This window comes from Bradyrhizobium sp. USDA 376 (genome assembly GCF_054063675.1).
The window spans coordinates 2,954,984-2,980,162 of the sequence record NZ_JBSSGN010000001.1 but is presented as its reverse complement, the minus strand read 5'-3'; the positions used below and the strand labels follow the sequence as shown (position 1 = coordinate 2,980,162).

Annotated in this window: 27 protein-coding genes and 2 pseudogenes; 23 read left to right on the top strand and 6 right to left on the bottom strand. The window is 64.7% G+C overall.

The features are described from left to right. Nucleotides 1-120 precede the first annotated feature (120 nt). Complete coding sequence (locus ACVJ19_RS14055) at nucleotides 121-549, top strand: hypothetical protein (RefSeq protein WP_453948631.1); 429 nt, start codon at nucleotides 121-123, stop codon at nucleotides 547-549. 134 nt (nucleotides 550-683) lie between these two features. Here the strand turns inward: ACVJ19_RS14055 and ACVJ19_RS14050 are convergent, their stop codons facing one another. The 3 genes from ACVJ19_RS14050 to ACVJ19_RS14040 are packed head-to-tail and all read right to left on the bottom strand — an operon-like array spanning nucleotide 684 to nucleotide 2,551. Continuing rightward, nucleotides 684-1,193 carry an MBL fold metallo-hydrolase gene (locus ACVJ19_RS14050; protein WP_453948632.1) on the bottom strand — a complete coding sequence of 170 codons (510 nt, stop codon included), beginning with the start codon at nucleotides 1,191-1,193 and terminating at the stop codon, nucleotides 684-686. Beyond that, on the bottom strand, nucleotides 1,147-1,533 hold the full coding sequence (locus ACVJ19_RS14045) for a hypothetical protein (protein ID WP_453948633.1): 387 nt from the start codon (nucleotides 1,531-1,533) through the stop codon (nucleotides 1,147-1,149). Before ACVJ19_RS14045 ends, ACVJ19_RS14050 begins: the two co-directional genes overlap by 47 nt. 28 nt (nucleotides 1,534-1,561) lie before the next feature. Further along, a complete protein-coding gene (locus tag ACVJ19_RS14040; RefSeq protein ID WP_453948634.1) occupies nucleotides 1,562-2,551 on the bottom strand; it encodes a zinc-dependent alcohol dehydrogenase family protein in 990 nt (329 codons plus the stop codon). 139 nt (nucleotides 2,552-2,690) lie between these two features. On the opposite strand from ACVJ19_RS14040, the gene ACVJ19_RS14035 reads away from it, so the two are divergent. From ACVJ19_RS14035 to ACVJ19_RS14015, 5 genes are all read left to right on the top strand, one after another. Next, the gene (locus tag ACVJ19_RS14035; protein WP_453948635.1) at nucleotides 2,691-3,608 is read left to right on the top strand and encodes a LysR family transcriptional regulator; all 918 of its coding nucleotides are present in this window, start codon (nucleotides 2,691-2,693) and stop codon (nucleotides 3,606-3,608) included. A 239-nt stretch (nucleotides 3,609-3,847) separates the two neighbouring features. After that, nucleotides 3,848-4,075, top strand: a complete 228-nt coding sequence (locus tag ACVJ19_RS14030; protein ID WP_453948636.1) for a hypothetical protein — start codon at nucleotides 3,848-3,850, stop codon at nucleotides 4,073-4,075. Nucleotides 4,076-4,086: 11 nt separating this feature from the next. Continuing rightward, nucleotides 4,087-4,323 carry a RebB family R body protein gene (locus tag ACVJ19_RS14025; RefSeq protein WP_453948637.1) on the top strand — a complete coding sequence of 79 codons (237 nt, stop codon included), beginning with the start codon at nucleotides 4,087-4,089 and terminating at the stop codon, nucleotides 4,321-4,323. A 95-nt stretch (nucleotides 4,324-4,418) separates the two neighbouring features. After that, nucleotides 4,419-4,631, top strand: a complete 213-nt coding sequence (locus ACVJ19_RS14020) for a RebB family R body protein (RefSeq protein ID WP_211411218.1) — start codon at nucleotides 4,419-4,421, stop codon at nucleotides 4,629-4,631. Nucleotides 4,632-4,733: 102 nt separating this feature from the next. Next, entirely contained in the window at nucleotides 4,734-5,111 is a 378-nt protein-coding gene (locus tag ACVJ19_RS14015) for a RebB family R body protein (RefSeq protein WP_453948638.1), read from the top strand. Nucleotides 5,112-5,162: 51 nt separating this feature from the next. On the opposite strand, the gene ACVJ19_RS14010 is transcribed toward ACVJ19_RS14015, so the two are convergent. Together ACVJ19_RS14010 and ACVJ19_RS14005 are read right to left on the bottom strand one after the other, a co-directional pair. Then, nucleotides 5,163-6,656 (bottom strand): NAD-dependent succinate-semialdehyde dehydrogenase, encoded by a 1,494-nt coding sequence (locus ACVJ19_RS14010; RefSeq protein ID WP_453948639.1) that lies wholly within the window; start codon nucleotides 6,654-6,656, stop codon nucleotides 5,163-5,165. A 112-nt stretch (nucleotides 6,657-6,768) separates the two neighbouring features. After that, entirely contained in the window at nucleotides 6,769-7,089 is a 321-nt protein-coding gene (locus ACVJ19_RS14005; RefSeq protein ID WP_157337101.1) for a hypothetical protein, read from the bottom strand. Between the two features lie 346 nt (nucleotides 7,090-7,435). On the opposite strand from ACVJ19_RS14005, the gene ACVJ19_RS14000 reads away from it, so the two are divergent. Next, a complete protein-coding gene (locus ACVJ19_RS14000; RefSeq protein WP_453948640.1) occupies nucleotides 7,436-8,629 on the top strand; it encodes a serine hydrolase domain-containing protein in 1,194 nt (397 codons plus the stop codon). A gap of 165 nt (nucleotides 8,630-8,794) precedes the next feature. Here ACVJ19_RS14000 and ACVJ19_RS13995 read toward each other — a convergent pair whose 3' ends face one another. Next, entirely contained in the window at nucleotides 8,795-9,796 is a 1,002-nt protein-coding gene (locus ACVJ19_RS13995; protein ID WP_453948641.1) for an adenosine kinase, read from the bottom strand. A gap of 125 nt (nucleotides 9,797-9,921) precedes the next feature. Between ACVJ19_RS13995 and murJ the strand changes: the two are divergent. The 16 genes and pseudogenes from murJ (at nucleotide 9,922) to trmB (ending at nucleotide 25,177) form a co-directional block, all read left to right on the top strand. Beyond that, nucleotides 9,922-11,455, top strand: a pseudogene (murJ, locus tag ACVJ19_RS13990) (murein biosynthesis integral membrane protein MurJ). 91 nt (nucleotides 11,456-11,546) lie between these two features. Further along, nucleotides 11,547-12,599 carry a tryptophan--tRNA ligase gene (gene trpS / locus ACVJ19_RS13985; protein ID WP_453948643.1) on the top strand — a complete coding sequence of 351 codons (1,053 nt, stop codon included), beginning with the start codon at nucleotides 11,547-11,549 and terminating at the stop codon, nucleotides 12,597-12,599. A 106-nt stretch (nucleotides 12,600-12,705) separates the two neighbouring features. Then, complete coding sequence (locus ACVJ19_RS13980; protein WP_211403446.1) at nucleotides 12,706-13,200, top strand: universal stress protein; 495 nt, start codon at nucleotides 12,706-12,708, stop codon at nucleotides 13,198-13,200. Nucleotides 13,201-13,498: 298 nt separating this feature from the next. Further along, nucleotides 13,499-14,068: a NifU family protein gene (locus tag ACVJ19_RS13975; protein WP_453948644.1), complete on the top strand. Its 570-nt coding sequence runs from the start codon at nucleotides 13,499-13,501 to the stop codon at nucleotides 14,066-14,068. A gap of 217 nt (nucleotides 14,069-14,285) precedes the next feature. Continuing rightward, complete coding sequence (gene tsaB / locus ACVJ19_RS13970) at nucleotides 14,286-14,978, top strand: tRNA (adenosine(37)-N6)-threonylcarbamoyltransferase complex dimerization subunit type 1 TsaB (RefSeq protein WP_453948645.1); 693 nt, start codon at nucleotides 14,286-14,288, stop codon at nucleotides 14,976-14,978. Then, the gene (rimI, locus tag ACVJ19_RS13965) at nucleotides 14,975-15,460 is read left to right on the top strand and encodes a ribosomal protein S18-alanine N-acetyltransferase (RefSeq protein ID WP_453948646.1); all 486 of its coding nucleotides are present in this window, start codon (nucleotides 14,975-14,977) and stop codon (nucleotides 15,458-15,460) included. Before tsaB ends, rimI begins: the two co-directional genes overlap by 4 nt. A 38-nt stretch (nucleotides 15,461-15,498) precedes the next feature. Next, nucleotides 15,499-15,955: pseudogene (locus ACVJ19_RS13960) on the top strand (Fur family transcriptional regulator). Nucleotides 15,956-15,960: 5 nt separating this feature from the next. Continuing rightward, nucleotides 15,961-16,641 (top strand): HAD family hydrolase, encoded by a 681-nt coding sequence (locus tag ACVJ19_RS13955; RefSeq protein ID WP_453948647.1) that lies wholly within the window; start codon nucleotides 15,961-15,963, stop codon nucleotides 16,639-16,641. Nucleotides 16,642-16,834: 193 nt separating this feature from the next. Then, on the top strand, nucleotides 16,835-18,229 hold the full coding sequence (miaB, locus tag ACVJ19_RS13950; protein WP_453948648.1) for a tRNA (N6-isopentenyl adenosine(37)-C2)-methylthiotransferase MiaB: 1,395 nt from the start codon (nucleotides 16,835-16,837) through the stop codon (nucleotides 18,227-18,229). A gap of 64 nt (nucleotides 18,230-18,293) precedes the next feature. Continuing rightward, the gene (locus tag ACVJ19_RS13945) at nucleotides 18,294-19,289 is read left to right on the top strand and encodes a PhoH family protein (RefSeq protein ID WP_453948649.1); all 996 of its coding nucleotides are present in this window, start codon (nucleotides 18,294-18,296) and stop codon (nucleotides 19,287-19,289) included. Between the two features lie 82 nt (nucleotides 19,290-19,371). Next, nucleotides 19,372-19,860, top strand: a complete 489-nt coding sequence (ybeY, locus tag ACVJ19_RS13940) for an rRNA maturation RNase YbeY (protein ID WP_453948650.1) — start codon at nucleotides 19,372-19,374, stop codon at nucleotides 19,858-19,860. Nucleotide 19,861: 1 nt separating this feature from the next. Further along, complete coding sequence (locus ACVJ19_RS13935) at nucleotides 19,862-20,980, top strand: hemolysin family protein (RefSeq protein ID WP_453948651.1); 1,119 nt, start codon at nucleotides 19,862-19,864, stop codon at nucleotides 20,978-20,980. Then, complete coding sequence (lnt, locus tag ACVJ19_RS13930) at nucleotides 20,977-22,590, top strand: apolipoprotein N-acyltransferase (RefSeq protein WP_453948652.1); 1,614 nt, start codon at nucleotides 20,977-20,979, stop codon at nucleotides 22,588-22,590. The genes ACVJ19_RS13935 and lnt overlap by 4 nt, the downstream gene beginning before the upstream one ends. 221 nt (nucleotides 22,591-22,811) lie before the next feature. Beyond that, nucleotides 22,812-23,225, top strand: a complete 414-nt coding sequence (locus ACVJ19_RS13925) for a helix-turn-helix domain-containing protein (protein ID WP_008131807.1) — start codon at nucleotides 22,812-22,814, stop codon at nucleotides 23,223-23,225. Nucleotides 23,226-23,312: 87 nt separating this feature from the next. Beyond that, entirely contained in the window at nucleotides 23,313-24,470 is a 1,158-nt protein-coding gene (locus ACVJ19_RS13920) for a M20 family metallopeptidase (protein WP_453948653.1), read from the top strand. Then, nucleotides 24,467-25,177, top strand: coding sequence for a tRNA (guanosine(46)-N7)-methyltransferase TrmB (gene trmB, locus ACVJ19_RS13915; RefSeq protein ID WP_453948654.1), 711 nt, complete (start codon nucleotides 24,467-24,469; stop codon nucleotides 25,175-25,177). The genes ACVJ19_RS13920 and trmB overlap by 4 nt, the downstream gene beginning before the upstream one ends. Nucleotides 25,178-25,179 lie beyond the last annotated feature (2 nt).

The following is a 25,179-nucleotide window of genomic DNA, read 5'->3' as shown; positions in this document are numbered from 1 at the left end:
CTGAGCGCAAACGGCTTCGGTTGCACGCCGCTCCAGACCAGCGCGAGCAAGACTCCAGGGACCGCGCAGCGGCCCCTGGATCGCGAAAGCGCATTTGGAAGACAGCCATGGAGACGAAACATGACACGGACACGTGCGACAAGAATTGCAATAGCAGTCTCGACGTTCACCTGCGCGGCGTTGTTCTCCTTCGCCTGGTCTGAGGAGCACGGCGTCTCGATGTCGGTCGACAGTGCACAGGCGCGGGTCGGCCGCCCGCTGACTCCCGTGAGCGGTGCCGGCGTGGTGCGTCGACAGACACGGCGAGCCGCATACGGATACGGTGCCGCCGCAGTCGGGGCAGGTGCCGCAGCAGTCGGCACGGCCGCCGCGGTTGCCGCGACCTCACCTTACAGGGGATGGGGGACCGGAATGGGCTATTATGGCGGTGGCGGTCCTTACGCCGCTTACGCCTACTCGCCGGAGGACTGGCGCAAGCGAAACGGCATAGTCTGCACGCCCGGTACGATGACCAAGATGGAAGACGGCCGGATGTATCGCTGTCAGTAAAGTCGCAGACGCAGCAGCGGGAGGCGGCTTTCGAGCCGCCTCCTGCCGGTTAGACCCCCGCCATCATCACGCATTTGATCTCGACATATTCTTCCATGCCGTGCCGCGAGCCTCCGCGCGCATACCGTCTCGGCTCAGATGAGCTCCGCGGACCAGGGCTCATGACGCATTTCGAACGACTGTCCCTTCTTCGACAGCCGCGCGAACCCGGGGAAATTCAGGTGCATTCCGGCGACGAGTTCTCCGGTCGCGGACACTCTCTCCAACATTTTCTTTCGGCTTTCTGCGGCCGCCTGCGGATCCACGTCGAACGCGATCGTCACTTCGGGTCTGGGCACCTGGATGTCCGGATAATGAACGATGTCACCCCAGATGAGCAGGGACGCACTGCCGCCATCGATCCGATAGCCGCTATGCCCCGGGGTGTGGCCGGGTAGATGTTCGATCACGATGCCGGGCGCAACTTGCCCTGCGCTGACCGTCCGGCGCCGGGCGCCATATGCCTCGAATACGGTGCGGGCGGCGTGAAAGAACGGCTTGACCTGATCCGGGGCCTGATTGAGGTTCGCATCGTCCGTCCAGAAGGCGAATTCGGCGTCATGCATCACGATCTCTGCGCTCGGAAACTGCGGCGCCGACGGCAAGGCTCCGACGAGACCTCCGATGTGATCCGGATGCGAGCGGGTTCACGTTGGCAGCGGCAAGCGAGGTGTGCAGTCGCCCGCCCCAACCGTTGATGCCGCCGCCACCGCCATCCACCAATATGGTCCGGCCTTTTCCCTCGATCAGATAGGTGCTGACGGTCATCGCAGATGACGAGGGACGTCCCGCCGCCACCGTCATGCTCATCGCCTCATCGGGCCCTATGCCGGACAGAAGGTCGAACGGCACGGCTACGATGCCGTCAACGATAGCGGTGACGACATAGTCGCCGATCTTCCGCCGGTTCAGGCCGGGGGCCTGCCAGTTGTTCGAATTCGTCATTCCATCACCCTTGCCTGCGTTGCGCGTCTCAAACAGTGACGACGATCTTTCCGATCTGCTCGTTCGACTCCAGGAAGCGCGTCGCCTCCTGGATCTGTTCGAACTTGAAACTTCGGGAGATCAGCGGCGTCAGGCTCCCGGATGAAAGGCCATCCGAGATGAACTGCTTCGCCCGCGCCAGCGCGTCGTCGTCAGCCACGACTTCGTTGTACAAATATCCCTTGATCGTCAGGCTCTTCCCAAGCACGGCGAATTGGGGGAACGCGCCAATGTCCGGGCTCAAGGCGCCGTATTCGAGCAAGATTCCCCGATGAGACATCGCATTCGCCAACTGCTCGACGGCAGGACCGCCGACCGGATCGAATATGACGCGCGCTCCCTTGCCGTTCGTGATCTCCATGACCCGCGAGACGAGATCCTCCTCAGTGGTTGCGACGACGTGATGGGCACCTGCATCCAACAACGCCCTGCTCTTCGCGCTGGTCCGCGTCGTCGCGATAACCGTCGCTCCCACCGCACGCGCGATCTGAAACGCCGCGGTCCCGACGCTGCTGGATGCCGCCGTGACGACCAAATAGTCGCCCGCCTTCAAGTTCGCTTGCTCGATCAATGCGCCCCACGCGGTGACGTATTTCATCCACGACGCAGCGGCTTGCTCGAAGGTGAGGTTTTCGGGATGCACCACCAGATGGCGGGCCGGAATATTGATCACTTCGCCATAGGTACCCCATCGCCCCATGTCTTCCGTCGGAATGACGCTCACCGCTTGGCCCGGACGGAAATCGCTCACCGACGAGCCAACCGCTTTGACGACACCGGCGGCCTCGTAGCCCAAACGGCTGGGCAACTGCGCCTCTCGGACATAGGCGTTGCGGCGAAACATGATCTCGGCGCGATTGAGCCCGATGGCGCGCACGTCGATCTGGACTTCATCAGCCTCGGGAGCCGCGACATCGACATCCTCGATCTTGAGAACGTCGGGGTCACCATATTCGTGAAAGCGGACAATTCGAGCCATCTGCTGCCCTTCCGGATTATTCGGAGGAGTTGGCAAATAGCCTCACCCTTTGTTCGTTAGAAGCGGCGAAATTTGAACTTGATTGTTATTCTATGTGATAACAATTGGGCGACTTGATTGACCCGGACGGAGAAGACGCGTGGATTTTCTGCAGCAGCTGAGGGTCTTCGTGACCGTGGCGGAGAACAGGAGCTTCACGCGGGCGGCGGAGGCCCTGCGCGCGACCCGTCCAACGGTCACGAACGCCGTGAACGAACTGGAAGCGTCGATCGGCGCAAGGCTGCTACATCGAACGACCCGCCAGACCTCCCTGACGAGTGAAGGGCGGTTGTTCTATGATCGCGCGGTTGCAATATTGAACGAGGTCGGGCAAGCGCGGAACCTGTTTGGCGGCGTGGGCGATGCTCCGAAAGGACGCCTGCGCGTCGACATCCCCGTCGCGATCGCGAAACCGCTGATCATTCCCAATCTTCCGGACTTCCAGGCGAAATACCCGGATATCGATCTCATTCTTGGCGTCAGCGATCAGCCGGTCGATCTGATCGCTGAGGGTGTCGATTGTGTCTTAAGGATAGGCGACCTGCCGGTCAGCAGTCTCGTCGGGCGCGTTCTCGCCAGGATGGCCATGTTGATCTGTGCATCACCGGCTTACCTCGACAGGTACGGCATTCCGGAGAGTGTCGAGGACCTGCGTGGCCATCTCGCGGTCAACTATTTTTCAGGCCGGGGCCACATCGCCATCCCTTGGCGTCTCCCGCGGGGACCTGACGAGCGCGAACTGCGCCTTGAAACCGGCATCCTCGTGAACGACACGGAAGCCTTCGTTGCATGCGCTCTCGCCGGCATGGGGCTTATCCAGGTGCCCGGTTGCGTCGTCAAAGATTACTTGAACAGCGGAGAGCTCGTGCGGGTCCTTCCGAAATTGCGGCCGGTCCATCGCCCGCTGTCGATCATGTTTCCGGCACGCGAGCATTTGGCTCCTCAAGTGCGGGTCTTCATAGATTGGGCGAAGAGCATCGTCGTCGGTGTGGACAGTCCGTGGATCAGCTCACCCTGACGGCGCGCATCACCGGCGCGAGCAGGACGAAAGTTTGCTCCTGAGAGACCAGTGTGTCCGACGCTGTTGCGCGCATCTGCGCGTACACAGCACAATCACGTGACCGCGCCCGAGCGGACGCTTCTCAGCTGCAGTCCGATCGAGACACAAATTCAACCTCTGCGGGAGATTGCTTGACTCAGGCGAGTGGGGCCGCGATACTCGATCGGCCCTCTCTCGTTCCGGCTTACGGAGCCCCTATGGCTGAGCCCGTCGACACCGCACATGACGGAACCGCTCCGCCGAACGTTCAACCTATTTCGAATCCAGAAGAGACTGCTTCCAAGCCGGCGGCAGCAATCGCAGAGAGCAACGCGTCCTGGACGGCAGTCCTAAGCGCAATGCAATTGGCTGAACAGGCCGTTTCCGACGCCGTGCAGGGCATGGCGGACACCCGCGATCCATCCGCAACCTACGATCAAAAGTAGAGGTAGTCGTTATGGCATTTCCGACAGCAGTCAATTCAGAGATCACGGATTCCGTCACGCAAGCCAACGTTCAGGTCCTCGCCGACGCACCCGCGATCGCGATGGGGAATGTCTATATGGCCGTCGCCCAGGCCTTGGCGAATTCGGCCCACAACGCCACCAATGCGCAGCAACAGAACTTCGCGCTGGCCGAAGCAGTGACAGCGAAGTGCCTGCAAGCGCTGCTGGGCTCAGCCACGACGGCATAGTCGGATTCGCCACAGCTTCCAAACAAGGCCGCGAAGATCCACGATCCGCTACAGGAAGGTATGTTATGGCGTTTCCAACATCCGTAAACGATCAAGTGACTGATTCCGTCACCCAGGCGGACGTCCAGGTTCTCGGCGACGCGCCCGCAATGGCTATGGGAAGTGTCTACCAGGCCATCGCGCTGGCGCTCGCCAGCGCGGCCCAGAACGCCACGAATGCGCAGCAACAGAACTTTGCGCTCGCCCAGGCCGTGACCACGCGCTGCGTCCAGGTTCTCTTGGGCGCCGCCGCGCCTGCGAAATTGTAGACGGCTTCGACTTCGCCGCGGGTTCGTGTTCCAGGACGACCGTCGCCGCTCGACGGAGCGGATCACAGCCGGGCGCCCCGAATTTTCGAAGGACCCTCCGAGATGACCGATACTGCCGTAGCCTCCGACGCACCGCCCGGCGAATTGAACGATCAAATCAGGGATGCCGTCGAGCAGCTGAATGCGTCGCTTAAAGACATGGCTCCCAATGTCCCGGAAGCCATTGCCTTTCAGGCGATGGCGCATGCCGTGGCGCTTGCGCTGCAGAACACGGTTCTTCAGCAGCAGCACGACCACATGCTACGTAGTTCGCTGACGACAGCCGCCGCGGTATCACTCCTCGAAGGACGCCGCGACGAAGCGGAAGCCGTGCTGAAACTGGCCGACGAGAAGCTCGGAGGCCGGCTGAACCTCAGCGAGGAGATAGCGAAGGTCGGCGAGGTCCTGAAAAGCATCGGCGAGCAATTCAAGACGCATTGACGTCTTGATGTCCCGTCGCCCGGCAAACCCGGACGACGGGATGAGGCGGCCCTACACCCCCGCCATCATCACGTATTTGATCTCAACATATTCTTCCATGCCGTGACGCGAGCCTTCACGGCCGAGGCCGCTTTCCTTGACGCCGCCGAAGGGCGCGACTTCCGTCGTGATCAGGCCGGTGTTGACGCCGACCATGCCCGACTCCAGCGCTTCGGCAACGCGCCAGACGCGGCCGAGATCACGGGAGTAGAAGTAGGAGGCGAGACCGAAGGGCGAGGCGTTGCACATCGCGATGACGTCGGCCTCGTCCTTGAAGCGGATCACAGGCGCGAGCGGACCAAAAGTCTCTTCCTGCGAGACCAGCGAGTCCGGCTTGACGTCGGCGAGCACCGTCGGCTCGAAGAAGGAACGTCCGAGCTCGCTGCGCTTGCCGCCGGTCACGACCTTGGCGCCGCGCTTCACCGCATCCGCGATGTGGCGCTCGACCTTGTCGACGGCCTTCATGTTGATCAGCGGCCCCTGCGTGACGCCGCTCTCGGTGCCGTCGCCGATCTTCATCGCCGCGACCTTCTTCGACAGCTTTTGCACGAACTCGTCGTAGATCTTGTCCTGGGCGTAGATGCGGTTGGCGCAGACGCAGGTCTGGCCCATGTTGCGATACTTGGAGACGATCGCGCCTTCGACCGCGGCGTCGATATCGGCGTCGTCGAACACGATGAACGGCGCGTTGCCGCCGAGCTCGAGGCCAAGCCGCTTCACACCGACGGAGGCCTGCTGATAGAGGATCTTGCCGACCGCGGTCGAGCCGGTGAAGCCGACGAAGCGAACCGCGGGATGCTCGCACAGCACCTTGCCGATCGGCGGCGCGTCACCGGTGATGATGTTGAGCACGCCCTTGGGGATGCCGGCCTTCTCGGCGAGCACGGCCAGCGCCAGCGCCGACAGCGGCGTCTCGTTGGCGGGCTTGAGCACCACGGTGCAGCCGGCCGCAAGCGCCGGCGAGACCTTTCGCGTGATCATCGAGTTCGGGAAATTCCACGGCGTGATCGCGCCGCAGACGCCGATCGGCTGCTTGATCGCGAGCAGCCGCGCATCGGGCCGCTGGCTCGGGATGGTCTCGCCATAGACGCGGCGAGCCTCCTCGGCGAAGAATTCGATATAGGCGGCGCCGATGTCGACCTCACCGAGCGCCTCGGAGAGCGGCTTGCCCTGCTCGGAGGTGAGGATCAGCGCGAGGTCCTCGCGGTTGGCGGTAATCAGCTCGAACCATTTGCGCAAAATGTTGGAGCGCTGCTTGGCGGTGTGCTTGGCCCAGACCGGGAAGGCACGCTCGGCGGCTTCGACCGCTTTGGTGGTCTCGTCCGCGCCAAGCTGCGGCACCTTTGCGAGATCGACGCCGGTGGCGGGATTGTTCACCGCAAAGACCGGTGTGCCGACCCAGGCACCATCGATGTAGCAGGCCTCCTTCAGCAGCGAGGGGTCCTTCAACCGGTCGCGCAGGGTGGCGGTGGCTTGCGTGGCGCGGGCGGCGGCGGTCGGGGTCATGGCGTTCTCCCTGAGGGCGATCGGATTGGCCCGGAATATAGGGACAGGCGGCGCGCAATGCACCGCCCCGCAACGCACAGCTGATGGGAGCCAGGCTGGGAGCAGCGCGTCCTTACGCCGCGCCGCTCATATAGGTTTCACGCCGGCCGATCATGCGCTCGGCGGCCGCCTTGGCGTCGGCCTTGGAGGACGTCGCGCATGTCCGGTATTCGAGGTCGGGAACGTCGGAGGTGTCGCGGCGGCCGAACCAGGATTTCGAGCCGACCGGCAGCAGCGCCAGCGCCTGCGCCAGATTGTCCACCGCGCCGAAGGAATAGAGTGCGCCGGTGCCGGCGACACGGACTTCGTAAATGCCAGGCGAGATCGGCGCCTCCAGATTGTCGCCCCGCCCGGGACGTGGATAGCGCTTCCATTCACTCCAGGTCGAAATCATCAAAGCCCCCTCGCGGCTGATGGGCAGCCGCCAAATTTGCATCAAGTCTTAAGATCAGCCCCCGATTGGGCAGAGTGCTGAACGCCGCAACGCACAAAATGTTTCAAGTGCTTCCAAACACGCGAAACATATCGCCACGCCCCATCCATGGTCACGGCTCGTTGCAGTCATCCACCGCAGATTGTGACGGAGTGTTGCAGTCCAGCCGCCTTGTCGTCCTGCGTAGGGCGCGGGGCGTCAAGTCACGACATCGCGACCCGGCGCGAAGGTGGAGGCGCTTGCCGCGCACGACCTCCGGGAGGACAATCGATCACTTCCAACAATAATCAAACCGGAGGAAACGCGCATGCAAAGCCAAGCCCAGATCGACGAGATTCTGCGCAAGACCAGCGATGCCAAGGAGATTCCCGGCGTCGTCGCGATCGCCGCGAGCGGTAGCGACGTGCTGTATCAGGGCGCGTTCGGCAAACGCGACCTCTCCAAGCCGGACGCGATGACAGCGGACAGCGTGTTCTGGATCGCCTCGATGACGAAGGCGGTGACCTCGGCAGGTGCGATGCAGCTGGTCGAACAGGGCAAGCTGTCGCTGGATGCGCCGATCGGCGACGTGCTGCCCGATCTCGCCAAGCCGCAGGTGCTGGAAGGTTTTGATGCCAAGGGCGAGCCGAAGCTGCGACCGGCCAAGGGCGCGATCACGATGCGCCAACTGATGACCCACACCGCCGGTTTTGCCTACAATGTGTGGAACGGCGATCTCGCGGTCTATTTGGAGAAGACCGGGACCCCGAACATCTTCTCCTGCCAGGACATCGCGCTGAAGACGCCGATCATGTCTGATCCAGGTACGCGCTGGGAATATGGCATCAACATCGACTTCGTCGGCAAGGCAGTGGAAGCCGTCAGCGGCAAGCGGCTCGATGCCTATCTGCGCGACAATCTCTTCACCCCGCTCGGCATGAGCGACACCGGCTTCAAGATCACCGACAACATGCGCCAGCGGCTGGTCGCCACCCATGCTCGCGGCGAGGATGGATCGCTGGCGCCGATCCCGTTCGAGATCGAGCAGAATCCGGAATTTTGCATGGGTGGAGGCGGCCTTTACGGCACTGCCGGCGACTACATCAAGTTCACCCAGATGATCCTCAACAAGGGCCGCGGCAACGGCAACCAGGTGCTGAAGCCCGAGACGGTCGCGCTGATGGGCCAGAACCACATCGGCGATCTCACCATTGGCAAGATGACGACGGTTGCGCCCATGTACACCAACGATGTCGATCTCTTCCCTGACATCGTGAAGAAGTGGGGGCTGTCCTTCCTGATCAATACCGCCAAAACGCCGGAGGGCCGCAGTGCCGGCAGCCTCGCCTGGGCTGGTCTCGCCAACACCTATTTCTGGATCGACCCGGCGCGCGATGTTGCCGGCGTGATCCTGATGCAGGTGTTGCCGTTCGTCGACGCCAAGTGCATCGAGGCCTTCACGGGATTCGAGCGCGGGATCTATGCCGGGCTTGATGCGGGGAGCGGGCAGAAGGCGGCTTGAGGCGCTGAGCCTCACACTGCTCTCACGACACGACGACTGTCATCCCCCGCGCAGGCGGGGGATCCAGTTATTCCAGAGACGGTAGTGATAAATCGAGAAGCCGCGGAGTACTGGATCGCCCGGTCACGCCGGGCGATGACAGTGTGAATGACGCGCGCGCTTGCCTTAAACCGTCAGCCCGCGCTGGCCGGCGAGCTCCTTCAGCGACACCAGCGGCCGCGCGCCGATGTGCTGGATCACTTCGGCGGCCGCGAGCGCGCCGAGCTCGCCGCACTGCTTGTACGCAAGATTGCGCGCCAGACCATAGAGGAAACCGGCGGCGAACAGGTCGCCGGCGCCGGTGGTGTCGACGACCTTGTCGACCGGGAAGGCCGGCGCCGCGACGGCGTCTTCGGACGACACCACCATGCAGCCCTTCTCGCTGCGGGTGACGACGCCGAGATTAACGTCGTTGCGCAGCTGCTTCAGCGCGGTGTCGAAGTCCGAGGTCATGTAGAGCGAGTGCAGCTCGGACTCGTTGGCGAAGACGATGTCGACGGTGCCGTTGCGCATCAAGGAGAGAAACTCGTCGCGATAGCGATCGACGCAGAAGGAATCCGACAGCGTCAGCGCCACCTTGCGCCTGGCATCATGCGCGATCTTGGCCGCCTTGACGAAGGCATCCTTGGCGTTCTTGGGGTCCCAGAGATAGCCTTCGAGATAGACGATGCCGGCGGACGCGATCTCGGCCGGGTCGATGTCGGCGGGCGACAGATCCTGCGCGGCACCGAGATAGGTGTTCATGGTGCGCTCACCGTCACCGGTGACCAGAATGTAGGAGCAGCCGGTGGCGGGACCGTCCTTGGCGGCGGGCGTGTTGAAGGCGACGCCGGCTGAGCGGATGTCGTGGACGTAGAGCTTGCCGATCTGGTCGTCCTTGACCTTGCCGACATAAGCGGCGCGTGCCCCCAGGCTGCCGATGCCGACGATGGTGTTGGCGGCAGATCCCCCCGAGACTTCCGTTGCCGGGCCCATGTCCTTGTAAATGGCGGCGGCCCGCGCCTCGTCGATCAGGGACATGCTGCCCTTGGTCATGCCGTGCTTGGCCAAAAAGGCTTCGTCGGTCCTGACCAGCACGTCGAACAGCGCGTTGCCGATCCCGAGAACGTCATATTTCACGTCAGCCATTCACCTTGATCCTGTTTGGCGGATTGCGATCCCTGCGGAAATCCGCTTCCTGTCGGCCTGAAATCCAAGCTCGCGGCCTATCACGACCGGGCCTTCGCGGGCAAGCAACGGTATTATAACGACCGATGATCCGCTCCTTCCTGACAGTTTCGACGGGAACACTGGCCTCGCGCCTGCTGGGCTTTGCGCGCGATTCCATGATTGCCGCCCTGCTCGGCACCGGCGCGGTGGCCGATGCGTTTCTGGCGGCCTTCCAGCTCGTCAACGTGGTGCGACGGCTGCTCAGCGAGGGGGCACTCAATGCGGCCCTGATCCCGGCCTGGCTGCGCGTCCGTGACCGCGACGGCGAAGCAGCGGCATCCGCCCTTCGCGGGCCGCGTGCTCGGCACGGTCAGCGTCGGCCTGATTGCAATCTCCGCCGTGATTGCGCTCGTGATGCCGCTGATCATCACGATCATCGCGCCGGGCTTTCTCGGGAGCAGCACGCTCGATCTCGCCGTCGCGAATGCACGGCTGATGCTGCCCTATCTCGCCTTCGCCGGGCCCGTCACGGTGCTGATGGGACTGCTCAACGCGCAAGCGCGCTTTGCGCTGACCGCCTTCTCGCCGCTGCTGTTCAATATCGCGTTGATCGCCGCGATCGCCGCTCTCCTCGTCGGGCATGCCGACGCGACCTTCGCGGCATGGATGCTGGCGGCCACCGTCGGCATCGCCGGCCTGCTGCAACTGTTGATGCTGCTGTCGCAGCGGAGCGGACGCCTCGCGACGCCGTTGCGCGTGAGTTTCGACAAGGAGATGCGCGGCTTCTTCGCCAAGGCCGTTCCCGGCATGATCGCAAGCTCGGGCCCGCAATGGCTGATGGTCGCCGGCGCGATCATCGCCTCCGCCACGCCCTCTGCCGTCTCCTGGCTGTATTTCGCCAACCGCCTGATCGAGCTGCCGCTCGGCATCGTCGGCGTCGCCATGGGCACGGTGCTGGTGCCGGAGCTGACGCGCGCCGTCGGAAGCGGCGACCGCGAGGCGGTGGCGCATGCGGAGTCGCGCGCGCTGGAGCTTGCGACCGGGCTCGCGCTGCCGGCGACGCTCGGCCTGATCGTGCTGGCCGAGCCGATCGTGCGGCTGCTGTTCGAGCATGGCGCCTTCGGCGCGGACGACAGCACCGCAACGGCGCATGCATTGATGTTTCTGGCGCTCGGCCTGCCGGCCCACGTGCTGATCAAGGCACTGTCGCCGGCCTTCTATGCCCGCAGCGACACCATGACGCCGCTGCTGGCCACCGCCAAAGGTTTTGTGGTCGCGGTCGCGCTCGCCGTCCTGCTCGGCCATGTCTTCGGCGCCAGTGGGATCGCGGCGAGCATCGCGGCCGGCGCCTGGAGCAGCGCGATCTCACTGCTCCGGAAGGGCACCAGCGAGTTCGGCTTCTCGGTCGACGATGCCGCGCGAAAACGGCTGCCGCGGATCGTGCTCGCCGCGGCCGCGATGGGTGCCCTGCTCTGGCTGTCCGCGGATCTGATGCCCGCCGAGGCGCACGGCCTCATCCGCTTCATCGTGCTGGGCGTGCAGATCGGGGCTGGAATCGCCGTCTATGGCCTGCTGCTGCAAACGCTCGGCGCCACCTCCTGGCGCGAGGCCGCTGCCGCCTTGAAGCGGCCCGCCTAACCCGGCTCCGGCCTGCAGTTCATCGAATTACCCTTGACGGAGCAGCGCCGCTGTTGGAAACGACGGCCAAATACCTTTGGGAAGGCTGACCATGCCATTCGTTGAACGGGTCTTTTCGGGCGTCCAGCCGACGGGCAATCTGCACCTCGGCAATTATCTCGGCGCGATCGTCAACTTCGTGAAGATGCAGGAAACCCACAACTGCATCTATTGCGTCGTCGACATGCACGCGATCACGCAAGGCGTCGATGTCTGGGGCGGACCGGCCGAGCTCGCGCGCAACACCCGCGAGGTGACGGCGGCGTTCATCGCCAGCGGCATCGACCCGAAGAAGCACATCGTGTTCAACCAGAGCCAGGTCTCGGGACACGCCGAGCTCGCCTGGATCTTCAACTGCGTCGCGCGCATGGGCTGGCTTGGCCGCATGACCCAGTTCAAAGAAAAGGCCGGCAAGGACCGCGAGAACGCGTCCGTGGGTCTGTTCGACTATCCCGTGCTGATGGCCGCCGACATCCTGCTGTACCGCGCCACCCACGTTCCGGTCGGCGAGGACCAGAAGCAGCATCTCGAGCTCTCGCGCGACATCGCGCAGAAGTTCAACAACGACTTCGGCGATTCCATTCGCGCACAGGGCACCAATGACGGCCTGTTCTTCCCGCTGCCGGAGCCCTTGATCACGGGCCCGGCGACGCGCGTGATGAGCTTGCGCGACGGCACCAAGAAGATGTCGAAGTCGGATGCCTCCGACAATTCGCGCATCAACCTGACCGACGACGCCGACACCATCGCGCAGAAGATCCGCAAGGCGAAGACCGATCCGGAGCCGCTGCCGACGGAAGAGAAGGGCCTGGAAGCCCGCCCCGAGGCAGACAATCTCGTCGGCATCTTCGCCGCACTCTCCGGCCGCCCCAAGGCCGACGTGCTCAGGGATTTCGGCGGCGGCCAGTTCTCCAGCTTCAAGAACGCGCTGGCGGAGCTGTGCGTCACCAAGCTCGCGCCGATCGCCGGCGAGATGAAGCGCCTCGTCGCCGACCCCGGCCATATCGACTCGATCCTGAACGAGGGTTCCGACCGGGCCCGCGCCATCGCCGACGAGACCATGAAGCTGTCGAAGGACATCGTCGGCTTCATCCGCCGGCGCTAAGGGGCGCTTCGCGAGACCGGCCGGCGCCACCGCGCCGGCCGCTTCGGCTCTCCCAAACATTGCGGGAGTGTGGCAGCATGCCGGCCGTGCACACGCCGGGACATGCATGACCAGCAAGCGACTTTGCTTCGAGCCGGGTCACAAGCCCAAATGCCTCGTCGTCGTCGACGACAGCGCCGAATGGGATCGCGCGGTCTATTACGCCAGCCGCTGGGCGATCCGGGCCGGCGGCGGCGTGGTGATGCTGCGCATCATTGAGCCCGAGGAGCAGACCCAGGAATGGCTGGGTGTCGCCGACATCATGCGCGCCGAGGCGCAGGAGGCGGCGGAGGCCGCGCTCGACCGCGCCGCCGGCAGAGCCAACGGCATCGCGGCGATCACGCCGGAACGGGTGATCCGCGAAGGCGCGGCGATGGAACAGCTGCTGGCGGTGATCGACGAGGACCCCGATATCGCCATGCTGGTGCTCGCCGCCAATCCCGGCGCGGAGGGTCCGGGACCGCTGGTCGCGCTGCTCGCGCATGCGCTCGGCACGTTCCCGGTGCCGGTGACGATCATCTCCGGCGCGCTGAGCGACCAAAGCGTGGATTCGCTGTCGTAGGTGGCTTCTTACCCTCCCCTGGAGGGGGAGGGTCGGCTCATGTCGAGCGAAGCGAGATATGAGACGGGGTGGGGTGACGGTCTCTCCACCTCGAACACTGCCCGTGGGGAGAGATCACCCCACCCCGCTCGCGCTTCGTGCGATCGACCCTCCCCCTCCAGGGGAGGGTAAGGGGAGACCAACCCTCTGATTTTTATGGACTAATATCCCAGCTCCCCTTGACCGTGCGTTGGCCGTCGCCATCTGCTAGTGGAGAGAGCACGCGCCGGCCTTGAACCGGCGACGTCTGGAGAAAACCATGTTCATTCAAACCGAAGCCACTCCCAATCCCGCTACGCTAAAATTCATTCCCGGCCGCGTCGTCGTCGACGGCAGCCCGATGGAGTTTGCGAGCCGCGAATCGGCGGCGCGTTCGCCGCTGGCCGAGAAGCTGTTCGAGGTGCCCGGCGTCACCGGCGTGTTCTATGGATCGGACTTCATCACCGTGACCAAGGCGAGCGGTGAATGGCAGCAGCTCAAGCCTGCGATTCTCGGCGCCATCATGGAGCACTACATGTCCGGCGCGCCGCTGCTCGCCGGCGGCGAAGCACACGCCGATGTCGATCTCGACGACGAGGACGAGTTCTTCGACGAGGCCGATGCCGAGACGGTCGACATGATCAAGGATCTGATCGAGACCCGTGTGCGGCCGGCGGTCGCCAATGACGGCGGCGACATTACCTTCCGCGGCTTCAAGGACGGCATCGTCTATCTCAACATGAAGGGCGCCTGCTCGGGCTGCCCGTCATCGACCGCAACGCTCCAGCACGGTATCCAGAACCTGCTCAAGCACTTCGTGCCCGACGTGGTCGAAGTCCGGCCGATGTGACGACGAAGTCGTCATTCCGGGGCGGTCCGCAGGACCGAACTCCGGCGCGCGGTTGCGCGCCTGAGAATCTCGAGATTCCGGGTCTGGCGCACCATCCCGGAATGACGGTTGTCATAGGGTGGCATATTGGGGGCCTGCAAATCGTGCGTGATGAATGGCGGATAGGCGCTCGGTTCGCTAGACTGCTCTCCATTCACCACTCGCCATTCGCTATCCCATGCTGATCCTTGCCATCGATACTGCGCTCGAGGCGTGCGCGGCAGCCGTGCTCGACACCGACGCCGGCGAGCTCCTTGCGCAGGAGCAGCTTCTCATGAAGCGCGGTCACGCCGAGGCGCTGATGCCGATGATCGCGCGGGTGATGCAGTCTGCCAATCTCGCCTTCACCTCGCTCGACCGCGTCGCCGTCACAGTCGGCCCCGGCAGTTTCACCGGCCTCCGCGTCGGCATCTCGGCGGCGCGCGGCCTTGCGCTTGCGGCGAAACGGCCGGCGGTCGGACTGACGACGCTGTCGGCCTATGCCGCCACCGTCGTCGGCCAGAGCAAACCGGCGCCCGTGATCTCTGCAATCGACGCCCGGCACGATCACGTCTATTTCCAGATCGTCGCCGGCGACGGCAGCCAGCTGGTGCGGCCGGGAATCGCGCCCATCGACGAGGCGATCGCGGCCTCGCAATTCGGCGCGCCGCATCTGGTCGGCAATGCCGCGAACATCCTCGCCGATCGCTGGCCAAAGGATATGCCGCCGCCGGTCGCGGTCGACGCGCAGCCCGCGCCCGACATCGGCTGGGTCGCATGGCTTGGCGCTGCGGCCGATCCCGAAACGAATCCGGCGCGGCCGTTCTATCTGAAGGCGCCCGACGCAAAGCCGGCCGCAACTCCGCCGCTCGCACAAGCCGCAAGCTCATGATGAGATGGCTGTCGGAATGGTGGCGCGGCGGCACGGCCGCCGTCGAGCCGGCTTCGTTGCGCGATGCCGCGCGGCTGGCGCAGCTGCACGGCGCCTCCTTCGCGCATGGCTGGGGCGAAGGCGAGTTCGAGAGCATGATGAGCGAGCGCAACACGCTCGTGCATCGGCTGCGCCTCGGCCGCAAGATCATCGGCTTTGCCGTCTCGCGGATCGGCGCGGACGAGGCGGAGATCCTCTCGGTCGCGGTCGACCAGGCCCATCGCGGCCGCGGCCTGTCCCGCACGCTGCTGATGACCCATCTCGGCCATCTCGCGGGGCGCGGCGTACGCACGATATTTCTCGAAGTTGAGGAAAATAACCAGCCGGCGCGGCGACTGTACGACCGGGCCGGATTCATGGTGGTCGGACGCCGCGAACGCTACTATAAGCAGCCGAACGGGGAACAATTGAACGCCCTTCTGATGCGACGTGACTTGTCGTAACATCGATGGCAGAAAGCGCCCCGTCAGGCAGACAAATCATGACCGCACTGAAACCCTCTTCCGCATCCAAGGCGTCCGGCATCGAGGCGCGCTGTGCCGCCACCGGCATGCGCATGACCGAGCAGCGCCGCGTCATCGCCCGCGTGCTCGCGGAGGCAGTCGACCATCCCGACGTCGAGGAATTGTACCGGCGCTGCGTTGCCCGTCGACGACAAGATCTCGATCTCGACCGTGTATCGCACCGTCAAGCTGTTCGAGGATGCCGGTATCATCGAACGCCATGATTTTCGCGAGGGCCGCGCGCGCTACGAGACGATGCGCGACAGCCACCACGATCATCTCATCAATCTGCGCGACGGCAAGGTGATCGAATTCACCTCCGAAGAGATCGAGAAGCTTCAGGCGGAGATCGCCCGCAAGCTCGGCTACAAGCTGGTCGATCACCGGCTCGAGCTCTATTGCGTCCCGCTCGACGACGACAAGCCGACGTCTTAAGTTTCGTGCCGATAGACCTCATCATCTTCGATTGCGACGGCGTGCTCGTGGACAGCGAGGTGATCTCCTGTCGCGCGCATGCGGATGTGCTGACCCGGCACGGCTATCCGATCACGTCGGAGCAGGTGTCCGAGCGCTTCCTTGGCCGCTCTACAAAACAGGCCAACCTCGAGATCGAAACCGAACTCGGCCGCAAGCTGCCCGAGGCCTATCACGGCGATCTGCAGGACGAGCTGTTTCGCGCATTCGAAGCCGACCTCGAAGCCATCCGCGGCATCCACGACGTGCTCGACATCGTGACGCAGCGCGTCTGCGTTGCCTCGAGCGGCTCGCATTCACGCATGCGGGTGAGTCTCGGAAGCACGGGGCTCTATGAGCGCCTGACGCCGAACATCTTCTCGGCCTCGCAGGTGAAGAACGGCAAGCCGGCGCCGGACCTGTTCCAGTTCGCCGCCAGGGAAATGGGCGTGCCGCCCGAGCGCTGCGTCGTCATCGAGGACAGCCTGGCCGGCATCGCCGGGGCGCGGGCAGCCGGTATGATCGTGTTCGGCTTTTGCGGCGGCAGCCATTGCGCGGACGGCCATGCCGAGACCCTGCGGCAGGCGGGCGCCAACCTGACCTTTTCCGACATGCATGAGCTCCCGGAGCTGGTCCGGCGGGTCGAGGCAAAGGCCTTGGCGGGCTGATTCCATCCCCTCGCAGTCATTCCGGGGCACGCGCAGGCGCGCGTGAACCCGGAATCCAGAGGAATTAGCGCGAGATTCCGGGTTCGCGACTGCGTCGCGCCCCGGAATGACGGGGTTCAGCCCCCCATTTGCTGGATTTTCGCCCCTCCAACCTATATCTGAGGGCCGTCCTCCACCGCCATTTTCGGGTTCCATGACGCCGCCGCGCAAGCTGCACATCAAATCATATGGCTGCCAGATGAACGTCTACGATGCCCAGCGCATGGTGGATACGCTGGCTCCGGAAGGATTCGTCGAGACGGCGAGCGCGGAGGACGCCGACCTCGTCATCCTCAACACCTGCCATATCCGCGAGAAGGCCTCCGAAAAGGTCTATTCCGAGCTCGGGCGGCTGCGCGTCGCCAAGGACGAGGCCGCGCGCGGGGGCCGCGCGATGCAGATCGCGGTCGCCGGCTGCGTGGCGCAGGCCGAGGGCGAGGAGATCGTGCGCCGGGCGCCGGTGGTCGACGTCGTGGTGGGACCGCAGAGCTATCATCATCTGCCGGAGCTCTTGAAGCGTGCCGGCAACGAAGGCCGCGCCATCGAGACCGAATTTCCGGCCGAGGACAAGTTCGGCTTCCTGGCCCAGCCGAAGCCCGCCGCGATCCGCGCGCGCGGCATTTCCGCCTTCGTCACCGTGCAGGAAGGTTGCGACAAGTTCTGCACCTTCTGCGTCGTGCCCTATACGCGGGGCTCGGAAGTCTCTCGCCCCGTGGCGAAGATCGTCGACGACGTGAAGCGGCTCGCCGACAATGGCGTGCGCGAGCTCACCTTGATCGGGCAGAACGTGAACGCCTATCACGGCGAGGGGCCGGACGGAAAAACCTGGCCGCTCGGCCGGTTGCTCGAGCATCTGGCGGCGATTCCGGGGATCGCGCGGCTGCGCTATTCGACCAGCCACCCCCGCGACGTCGATGACAGCCTGATCGCGGCCCATCGCGATCTCGATGCCCTGATGCCGTTCGTGCACCTGCCGGTGCAGTCCGGCTCGGACCGGATTCTCGCCGCCATGAACCGGAAACATACCGCCGATGATTATCGGCGTGTCATCGACCGTTTCCGTACCGCGCGCCAAGACATTGCTTTTTCATCAGATTTTATCGTCGGCTTCCCCGGTGAAAACGAGCAAGATTTTCTCGCCACCCTCGCGCTTGTCACGCAAATCGGCTACGCTGCGGCTTATTCGTTCAAATACTCCGCCCGGCCGGGAACGCCGGCCGCGGACATGCAGGAGACGGTGTCCCCCGCCGAGATGGACCAGCGATTGGAGCGGCTCCAGGAACTGATCGACAGCCAGCAATCGGCCTTCAACAAGGCTGCGATTGGCTCAACGGTCGACGTGCTGTTCGAGCGTCCGGCGCGCAAGGATGGCCAGATCGTCGGCCGCACCGCTTTTCTCCAGCCCGCGCATGTGATGGCCTCGCCCGACATCATCGGACAAATCCTGCCTGTCAGGATCGACAGCCTCGAGCGCTACAGCTTTCTCGGCGAGCTCGCCACAACGCACACCGCGCGCGAGCCCGTTTTATCGCAAGCCACTGGAGCCTGAACCCTTGCCAAAAAGCGCATCGGATTCGTCTTCTATCGCTCCCAGCCGCAAATTTGACCGCGACATGCAAGTTCCGCCCGAAACCCAGGTCGTCATCGATTTCGACGACAACCGCGCCGCTTCCGCCCTGGTCGGCCCCTATGGCCAGAACCTTGCGCAGATCGAGCGACGCCTGGGCGTCATCGTCGATTCCAAGGGCAACCACATCACCATCGGCGGCACGCGGGACGGCTGCGACGCCGCGCGCCGTGTGCTGGAGATGCTCTACGCGCAGGCCCTGAAGGGGCAGGACCTCGACCAGGGCGAGGTCGAAGGCTCGATCCGCGCCGTGATCGCGCAGGGCTCGCTGTTCGAGTTCGATGCCAAGTCGGCGAAATCGACCTTCGACAGCATCAACCTGCGCAAGCGCCCGGTGCGCGCGCGTACCGCCGCGCAGGACTCCTACATCCGCGCGCTGAAGCGCCACGAGCTGGTGTTCGGCATCGGCCCCGCCGGTACCGGCAAGACCTGGCTCGCGGTCGCGCATGCCGCGCAGCTGTTCGAGCGCAAGGAGGTCGACAAGATCATCCTGTCGCGCCCGGCGGTGGAAGCCGGCGAGCGCCTCGGCTTCTTGCCCGGCGATCTCCGCGAGAAGGTCGATCCTTATCTCCGCCCGATCTACGACGCGCTCTACGACCTCATGGATGCGCGCATCGTCGAGCGCGCGCTGCAGACCGGCGAGATCGAGATCGCGCCGCTCGCCTTCATGCGCGGCCGCACGCTCACCAATGCCGCCATCATCCTGGACGAAGCGCAGAACACCACGTCGATGCAGATGAAGATGTTCCTGACGCGTTTGGGCGAGAACAGCCGCATGATCGTGACGGGCGATCCCTCGCAGATCGACCTGCCGAACGGCCAGACCTCGGGTCTTGCCGAGGCAACGCGCCTCCTGAGCGGCGTCGAGGGCATTGCACAAGTTCATTTCAAAGCCGAGGACGTGATCCGCCACGAGCTCGTGGCGCGGATCGTCGCCGCCTATGAAGGTTCGCCGCAGCGGCCGGCCGCCGATAAATCCTGACGGGACAACAACCGGATCATACGGACGCGGACACGGCGCCTTATCGTTCCGAACAAAGACAATGTCACATCCGAACCTTCCCATGACCGAGGTCCTCGTCGTCGCCGATTGCTGGCAGCGCGAGCCCGATTCCGAAGCCGTGATCCAGCGCGCGGTCGCCGCCGCCGCCGAGAGCGTCGACGAAGATGTTGCCGACGCGGAAGTGGCGGTGATGCTGACCGATGATGCCGGCATCCGCACCCTCAACAGCAACTGGCGCGGCATCGACAAGCCGACCAACGTGCTGTCGTTTCCCGCGCTCCAGCCGGAAGGCGAATGGAAGGAAGGCGATGCGCCGCGCATGCTCGGCGACATCGCGATCGCCTACGAGACCATGCGGCGCGAGGCGGACGAGGAGCACAAACCGTTCGACCATCATTTGAGCCACCTCGCCGTGCACGGCTTCCTGCACCTGATCGGCTACGACCACGAGAACGACGACGACGCCGAGGAGATGGAAGCGCTGGAAACTGAGATCCTCGCCCATCTCGGCATCCCCGACCCCTATGCCGACCGCCCGGGGACGCACTGAGATGCCCGACTCCGAGCCTACCCACGACAATCCTCGCAACACGCCCAACCTGCCGGCCGTGGTGACGCCCGGCGAGGTGCTGCGCCCGACCGCCGAAAGCTGGTTGCTGCGCGCGATCCGCACGCTGTTCGGCTGGAAGGCGGGATCGGTGCGCGACGATCTCCAGGTCGTGCTCGACGCCACGACGCCCGACGACACCGGCTTCTCCGCCGTCGAGCGCACCATGCTGCGCAACATCCTCGGCTTGCACGAGCGCCGCATCGCCGACGTCATGGTGCATCGCGCCGACATCATCGCGGTGAAGCGCGACATTCCGCTCGGCGAATTGATGGACCGCTTCGAGAGCGCCGGCCATTCCCGCCTCGTCGTCTACAACGAGACGCTCGACGATCCCGTCGGCATTGTCCACATCCGCGACCTGCTCGCCTTCATGACCGCGCGGGCGCGCGTGCCGGAAGCCACCAAGACCAAGCGCAAGAAACCGCTGCCGGCCGGCCTCGACCTGCGCGCGGTCGATCTCGCGATGCCGCTCGAGGACGCGCGCATCATCCGCAAGCTGCTCTACGTGCCGCCGTCGATGCGGGCGATCGACCTGCTCGCGCAGATGCAGGCGACGCGCATCCACCTTGCGCTGGTCGTCGACGAATATGGCGGCAGTGACGGACTGGTCTCGATCGAGGACATCGTCGAGCAGATCGTCGGCGAGATCGACGACGAGCACGACAGCGACGAGCCGCCCTCGATCGTGCGGCTGCCGGACAACGCCTTCATCGCCGACGCCCGCGCCAGCCTCGACGACGTCCGCACCGTGATCGGCGCGGACTTCGTCACCGGCGAGGCCGGTGAGGAGGTCGAGACGCTGGGCGGCTATCTCGTCAGCTTCGTCGGACGCCTGCCGGTGCGCGGCGAGGTGATCTCGGGTCCCGGCAATTACGAGGTCGAGGTGCTCGATGCCGATCCGCGCCGCGTCAAGCGGCTGCGCATCTCGACGCGGAAGGAACGTCCGGCGCCGCGTACCCAGCGCGAGAGCCGGCGCCGCGAGGCCGCGCCGGAGAGCAGCCCGCCGCCGGCCAGTGACACGCCGACCCCGCCGCCGAGCGACGGGACCGGCCCTCAGTGAGCGTGTTGCAGCGGCTTCGGCAGATCGCGCTTGCCATCATCCTCGCCTGGGGATGGAAGCGCGCCGTCATCGCCATGGCCGCCGGCGCGCTGTCGGTGCTGGCGCTGGCGCCGTTCAATTTCTTTCCAGTGCTGTTCGTCACCTTCCCGGTGCTGGTCTGGCTGATCGACGGCACCGGCGGCGGACGATATGGCGGCCTCCCCGCCGCGGCGCTGACCGGCTACTGGTTCGGGCTCGGCTATTTCGTCCCCGGCCTCTACTGGATCGGTTATGCCTTCTTCGTCGAAGCCGACATCTTCGCCTGGCTGACGCCGTTCGCCGTGCTGGGCCTGCCGGCCTATCTCTCCATCTTCACGGCGATCGGATTTGCGCTGGCGCGCCTGCTCTGGACCAAGAACGCCACGCGCGTGCTTGCGCTCGCGGCAAGCCTCACCATCGCCGAATGGCTGCGCGGTCACGCGCTGACCGGCTTTCCCTGGAACGCGTTCGGCTATGCGCTGTCCGAGCCGCTGCCGCTGGCGCAGACCGCCTCGCTGATCGGCCTGTGGGGCATGACCTTCCTGACGGTTGCGATCTTTGCCAGCCCTGCGACGCTGATCGACCGCACGTCCGATCGCCGCGTGGCGTGGCGCGCACCGGCCGCAGCGATCGCGCTTCTGATCGTCATGAGCATCTTCGGCGCGATCCGCCTGTCGCTGCATCCGACCACGATGGTGTCAGGCGCCAAGCTGCGCCTGATGCAACCGAACCTGCAGCAGGACGCGAAGTTCAACTACGCCGCCAAGGCGGAGGTGATGAAGAAATACCTCGCGCTGTCGGACCGCGCCTCCGGGCCGCAATCGACCGGCGTGCGCGATGCCACCATCCTGATCTGGCCGGAATCCGCCTTCCCGTTCTTCCTCACTCGCGAAGCCGACGCGATGGCGCAAATCGCCGATCTGTTGCCGAAGGGCACGGTGCTGATCACGGGTTCAGTGCGCGCGCCCGACCTGCCGCGTGGAACGCCGATCACGCGCGCCTACAATTCGATCTACGTGATCGATCACGACGGCAGCGTGCTCGCGGTCTACGACAAGCTGCATCTGGTGCCGTTCGGAGAATTTCTTCCCTATCAGGAGCTGATGGAGAAGCTCGGTTTCGAGCAGCTGACGCGTGTGCGCGGCGGCTTCATCGCCGGCAGCGTGCGGCATGCGCTGCCGGTCGCCGGCGCACCATCGGCGCTGCCGCTGATCTGCTATGAGGCCATCTTTCCCGGTGAGGTGGCAGGACGCAACGAACGTCCGGGTTGGATCGTCAACCTCACCAATGACGGCTGGTTCGGCATCTCGACTGGCCCCTATCAGCATCTGGAGCAGGCGCGCATGCGCGCGATCGAGCTCGGATTGCCGCTGGTCCGCTCCGCCAATACCGGCATCTCCGCGGTGATCGATCCGGTCGGACGAACCGTCGCCAGCCTCGGTCTCGGCATCGAAGGCATTTTGGATGCAAGCCTGCCCGTTGCAATACCGCCGACCGTCTACGCGCAACTGGGCGATGTGCCCGCGGCCATGCTCGTCGCGCTCGGCGTGATACTCGCAGTCCGCCGGCGTGTTGCCAAACGGCACCCCTGATCGCGCCGTCGCCAGCGAGGCGGCCGGAATCCTTTGACAACCGTAGTCCCACGGTTGACAGATTGCAGGCGGGTTCCTCATTCTGCACCCGCTGCGAAAGACAGTGGGCATTGCTAAATTTCTCCGCAATGTTTCCCAATAACAGGGTTTGATTTTTACGCTGCTGGCACCTGGGGCATTCTGGTCGATTGCGCTGAGGGTGGTGTTTGGAGGCTGAGGAAATGTCGAAAGCGCCCAACCCTGTTGACAAATATGTCGGCAGCCGCGTGCGCATGCGCCGCATCATGTTGGGCATGAGCCAGGAAAAGCTCGGTGAAGCTTTGGGCCTGACGTTCCAGCAGATCCAGAAATACGAGAAGGGCACGAACAGGGTCGGCGCGAGCCGCATCCAGCAAATTGCCGAGATTCTCCAGGTGCCGGTGTCGTTCCTGTTCGAGGGCGGCCCGAGCGGCGTGGCCGGCCCGGACGGCTTCGCTGAAGGTGCTTCGCCCTCTTATGTTTCCGACTTCCTCGCGACCTCCGAAGGTCTCGCTCTGACCAAGGCGTTCACCCGCATCACCGATTCGAAGATGCGCCGCTCGATCGTCGATCTCGTCGAGCAGATCGCGGCCCGCGAAGGCCCCGACAAGCGCTGAGGCGCCCCAGCCCGATCCGATTTGAGGCTGCGCCAAATCTGGCCTATGTCGTCATTTGCGGCCGCGCGTTGACGCGCTTCCTCCCGAATGATGCGATTCAAAGGCATAGATGCGCCCATGACGAACTCCAACTGGTTCGATACCCAAACTATTCTCGACGGCATCCGGCGCTGGGTGGAGATCGAGACGCCGACAGAGGCGCCTGAGCAGGTCAACAAACTCGTGTCGCTGGTCGCGGATCAACACCGCGATCTGCCCGTCACGCTCGAGCGCGTCGCCGGCGTCGACGGCTGCGGCGATCATCTGCTGGCCCGCTCGACCTGGGGGCGGGAGCAGCCGGGCATCCTGGTGCTGAGTCACCTCGATACGGTTCATCCGCTGGGCTTCATCGAGCGCCTGCCGTTCAAGGTCGAAGGCGACAGCGCGTTCGGTCCCGGCATCTACGACATGAAGGGCGGCGCCTACATCGCCCATCACGCCTTCGCCGCGCTCTGCGCCGACGGCAAGCGTCCGCCGCTCGGCATCACCCACATGTTCACCTCCGACGAGGAGATCGGCAGCCCCACCTCGCGCGCGTTGATCGAGCAGGAAGGACGCAAGGCCAAATACGTGCTGGTGACGGAGCCGGCGCGCGACGGCGGCAAGATCGTCACCGGACGCAAGGGCGTCGGACGCTTCGAGGTGTTCATCAAGGGCGTGCCGGCGCATGCCGGCTCGCGGCCCGAGGACGGCCGCAGCGCCATCCGCGAGCTCGCCAACATCATCCACGCACTGGAGGGAATGAACGACCTGAAGCGCGGCGTCACCGTCAATGTCGGCGTGGTGCGCGGCGGCACGCGCCCCAACGTGACACCGGAAGAGGCCTATGCCGAAATCGACCTGCGCGTTCCGAGCTTCACCGACGCGGACGAATTCGTCGGCAAGATCCTCGGGCTGAAATCGAAGACGGACGGCGTCACCGTCACGGTCACGGGCGAGCTCAATCGTCCGCCTTACGAGAAGGGCAATGCAGGCGCCTCGCTCTACGAGCATGCCAGGACGCTCGCCACCGAGATCGGCTTCGAGCTGATCGACACCTATACTGGCGGCGGCTCGGACGGCAATTTCACCGCTCCCCACACCGCCACGCTCGACGGGCTCGGCGTCGACGGCAAGGGCGCACACACCCATTATGAGCAGCTTTATGTCTCCTCGCTCGAACCGCGCGCGCGGCTGCTCTATCGCCTGTATCAGACGCTGCGATGAGCGAGCGCAAGTCAGATCCCGATCGCGACGACAGCGAGCGCGCCTTCTTCGGAAGGCGCAAGGGCCACAAGCTCAGGCAGCACCAGGCCGAGCTGATCGATCATCTGCTGCCGCATCTTGCGCTCGACATCGATCGTGAGGCGCCGGCGGATGCAAGCGAGATCTTCGATCCTGAAGCGGATGACGTGCGGCTCGAGATCGGCTTCGGCGGCGGCGAACATCTCGCGGCCGAGGCGCAGGCTTTCGCCACCACCGGCTTCATCGGCTGCGAGCCCTATGTCAACGGCATGGCAAAAATCCTCGCGCAGATCGAGGCGGCCAACATCGGCAACATCCGCCTGTTCGCCGGCGACGCCGCCGAGCTGGTGGCGTGGCTGCCGAAGGCCTCGCTGTCGCGGATCGACCTGATCCATCCGGATCCCTGGCCGAAGCGGCGGCACTGGAAGCGGCGCTTCGTCCAGGACAGGACGATCGCCGCAATGGCGCGCGTGCTGAAGCCGGGCGGCGAATTCCGCTTCGTTTGCGATATCGACGATTACTGCGCCTGGACGCTGTCGCATCTTGCGCGCTCGCCGGATTTCGTCTGGCTCGCGGAACGCGCCGACGATTTCCGGCAACCATGGGCCGGCTACACCATGACGCGCTACGGCCGGAAGGCGGCGCGCGAAGGCCGCAAGGCGGCTTACTTGCGGTTCAGGCGGAAATGATT

Excerpts from the sequence above, each read along its gene's own strand:
- trpS (WP_453948643.1), top strand. The coding sequence starts at position 11,547 with ATGCCATTCGTTGAACGGGTCTTTTCGGGCGTCCAGCCGACGGGCAAT.
- miaB (WP_453948648.1), top strand. The coding sequence starts at position 16,835 with ATGACGCCGCCGCGCAAGCTGCACATCAAATCATATGGCTGCCAGATG.
- ACVJ19_RS14010 (WP_453948639.1), bottom strand. The coding sequence starts at position 6,656 with ATGACCCCGACCGCCGCCGCCCGCGCCACGCAAGCCACCGCCACCCTG.
- ACVJ19_RS14055 (WP_453948631.1), top strand. The coding sequence starts at position 121 with ATGACACGGACACGTGCGACAAGAATTGCAATAGCAGTCTCGACGTTC.
- ACVJ19_RS14005 (WP_157337101.1), bottom strand. The coding sequence starts at position 7,089 with ATGATTTCGACCTGGAGTGAATGGAAGCGCTATCCACGTCCCGGGCGG.
- ACVJ19_RS13935 (WP_453948651.1), top strand. The coding sequence starts at position 19,862 with ATGCCCGACTCCGAGCCTACCCACGACAATCCTCGCAACACGCCCAAC.
- ACVJ19_RS14045 (WP_453948633.1), bottom strand. The coding sequence starts at position 1,533 with ATGACGAATTCGAACAACTGGCAGGCCCCCGGCCTGAACCGGCGGAAG.
- ACVJ19_RS14040 (WP_453948634.1), bottom strand. The coding sequence starts at position 2,551 with ATGGCTCGAATTGTCCGCTTTCACGAATATGGTGACCCCGACGTTCTC.
- ACVJ19_RS13925 (WP_008131807.1), top strand. The coding sequence starts at position 22,812 with ATGTCGAAAGCGCCCAACCCTGTTGACAAATATGTCGGCAGCCGCGTG.
- ACVJ19_RS13920 (WP_453948653.1), top strand. The coding sequence starts at position 23,313 with ATGATGCGATTCAAAGGCATAGATGCGCCCATGACGAACTCCAACTGG.
- ACVJ19_RS14000 (WP_453948640.1), top strand. The coding sequence starts at position 7,436 with ATGCAAAGCCAAGCCCAGATCGACGAGATTCTGCGCAAGACCAGCGAT.
- ACVJ19_RS13945 (WP_453948649.1), top strand. The coding sequence starts at position 18,294 with ATGCAAGTTCCGCCCGAAACCCAGGTCGTCATCGATTTCGACGACAAC.
- rimI (WP_453948646.1), top strand. The coding sequence starts at position 14,975 with ATGATGAGATGGCTGTCGGAATGGTGGCGCGGCGGCACGGCCGCCGTC.
- tsaB (WP_453948645.1), top strand. The coding sequence starts at position 14,286 with ATGCTGATCCTTGCCATCGATACTGCGCTCGAGGCGTGCGCGGCAGCC.
- ACVJ19_RS14025 (WP_453948637.1), top strand. The coding sequence starts at position 4,087 with ATGGCATTTCCGACAGCAGTCAATTCAGAGATCACGGATTCCGTCACG.
- trmB (WP_453948654.1), top strand. The coding sequence starts at position 24,467 with ATGAGCGAGCGCAAGTCAGATCCCGATCGCGACGACAGCGAGCGCGCC.
- ACVJ19_RS13975 (WP_453948644.1), top strand. The coding sequence starts at position 13,499 with ATGTTCATTCAAACCGAAGCCACTCCCAATCCCGCTACGCTAAAATTC.
- ACVJ19_RS13995 (WP_453948641.1), bottom strand. The coding sequence starts at position 9,796 with ATGGCTGACGTGAAATATGACGTTCTCGGGATCGGCAACGCGCTGTTC.
- ACVJ19_RS14015 (WP_453948638.1), top strand. The coding sequence starts at position 4,734 with ATGACCGATACTGCCGTAGCCTCCGACGCACCGCCCGGCGAATTGAAC.
- ybeY (WP_453948650.1), top strand. The coding sequence starts at position 19,372 with ATGACCGAGGTCCTCGTCGTCGCCGATTGCTGGCAGCGCGAGCCCGAT.
- ACVJ19_RS13980 (WP_211403446.1), top strand. The coding sequence starts at position 12,706 with ATGACCAGCAAGCGACTTTGCTTCGAGCCGGGTCACAAGCCCAAATGC.
- ACVJ19_RS14030 (WP_453948636.1), top strand. The coding sequence starts at position 3,848 with ATGGCTGAGCCCGTCGACACCGCACATGACGGAACCGCTCCGCCGAAC.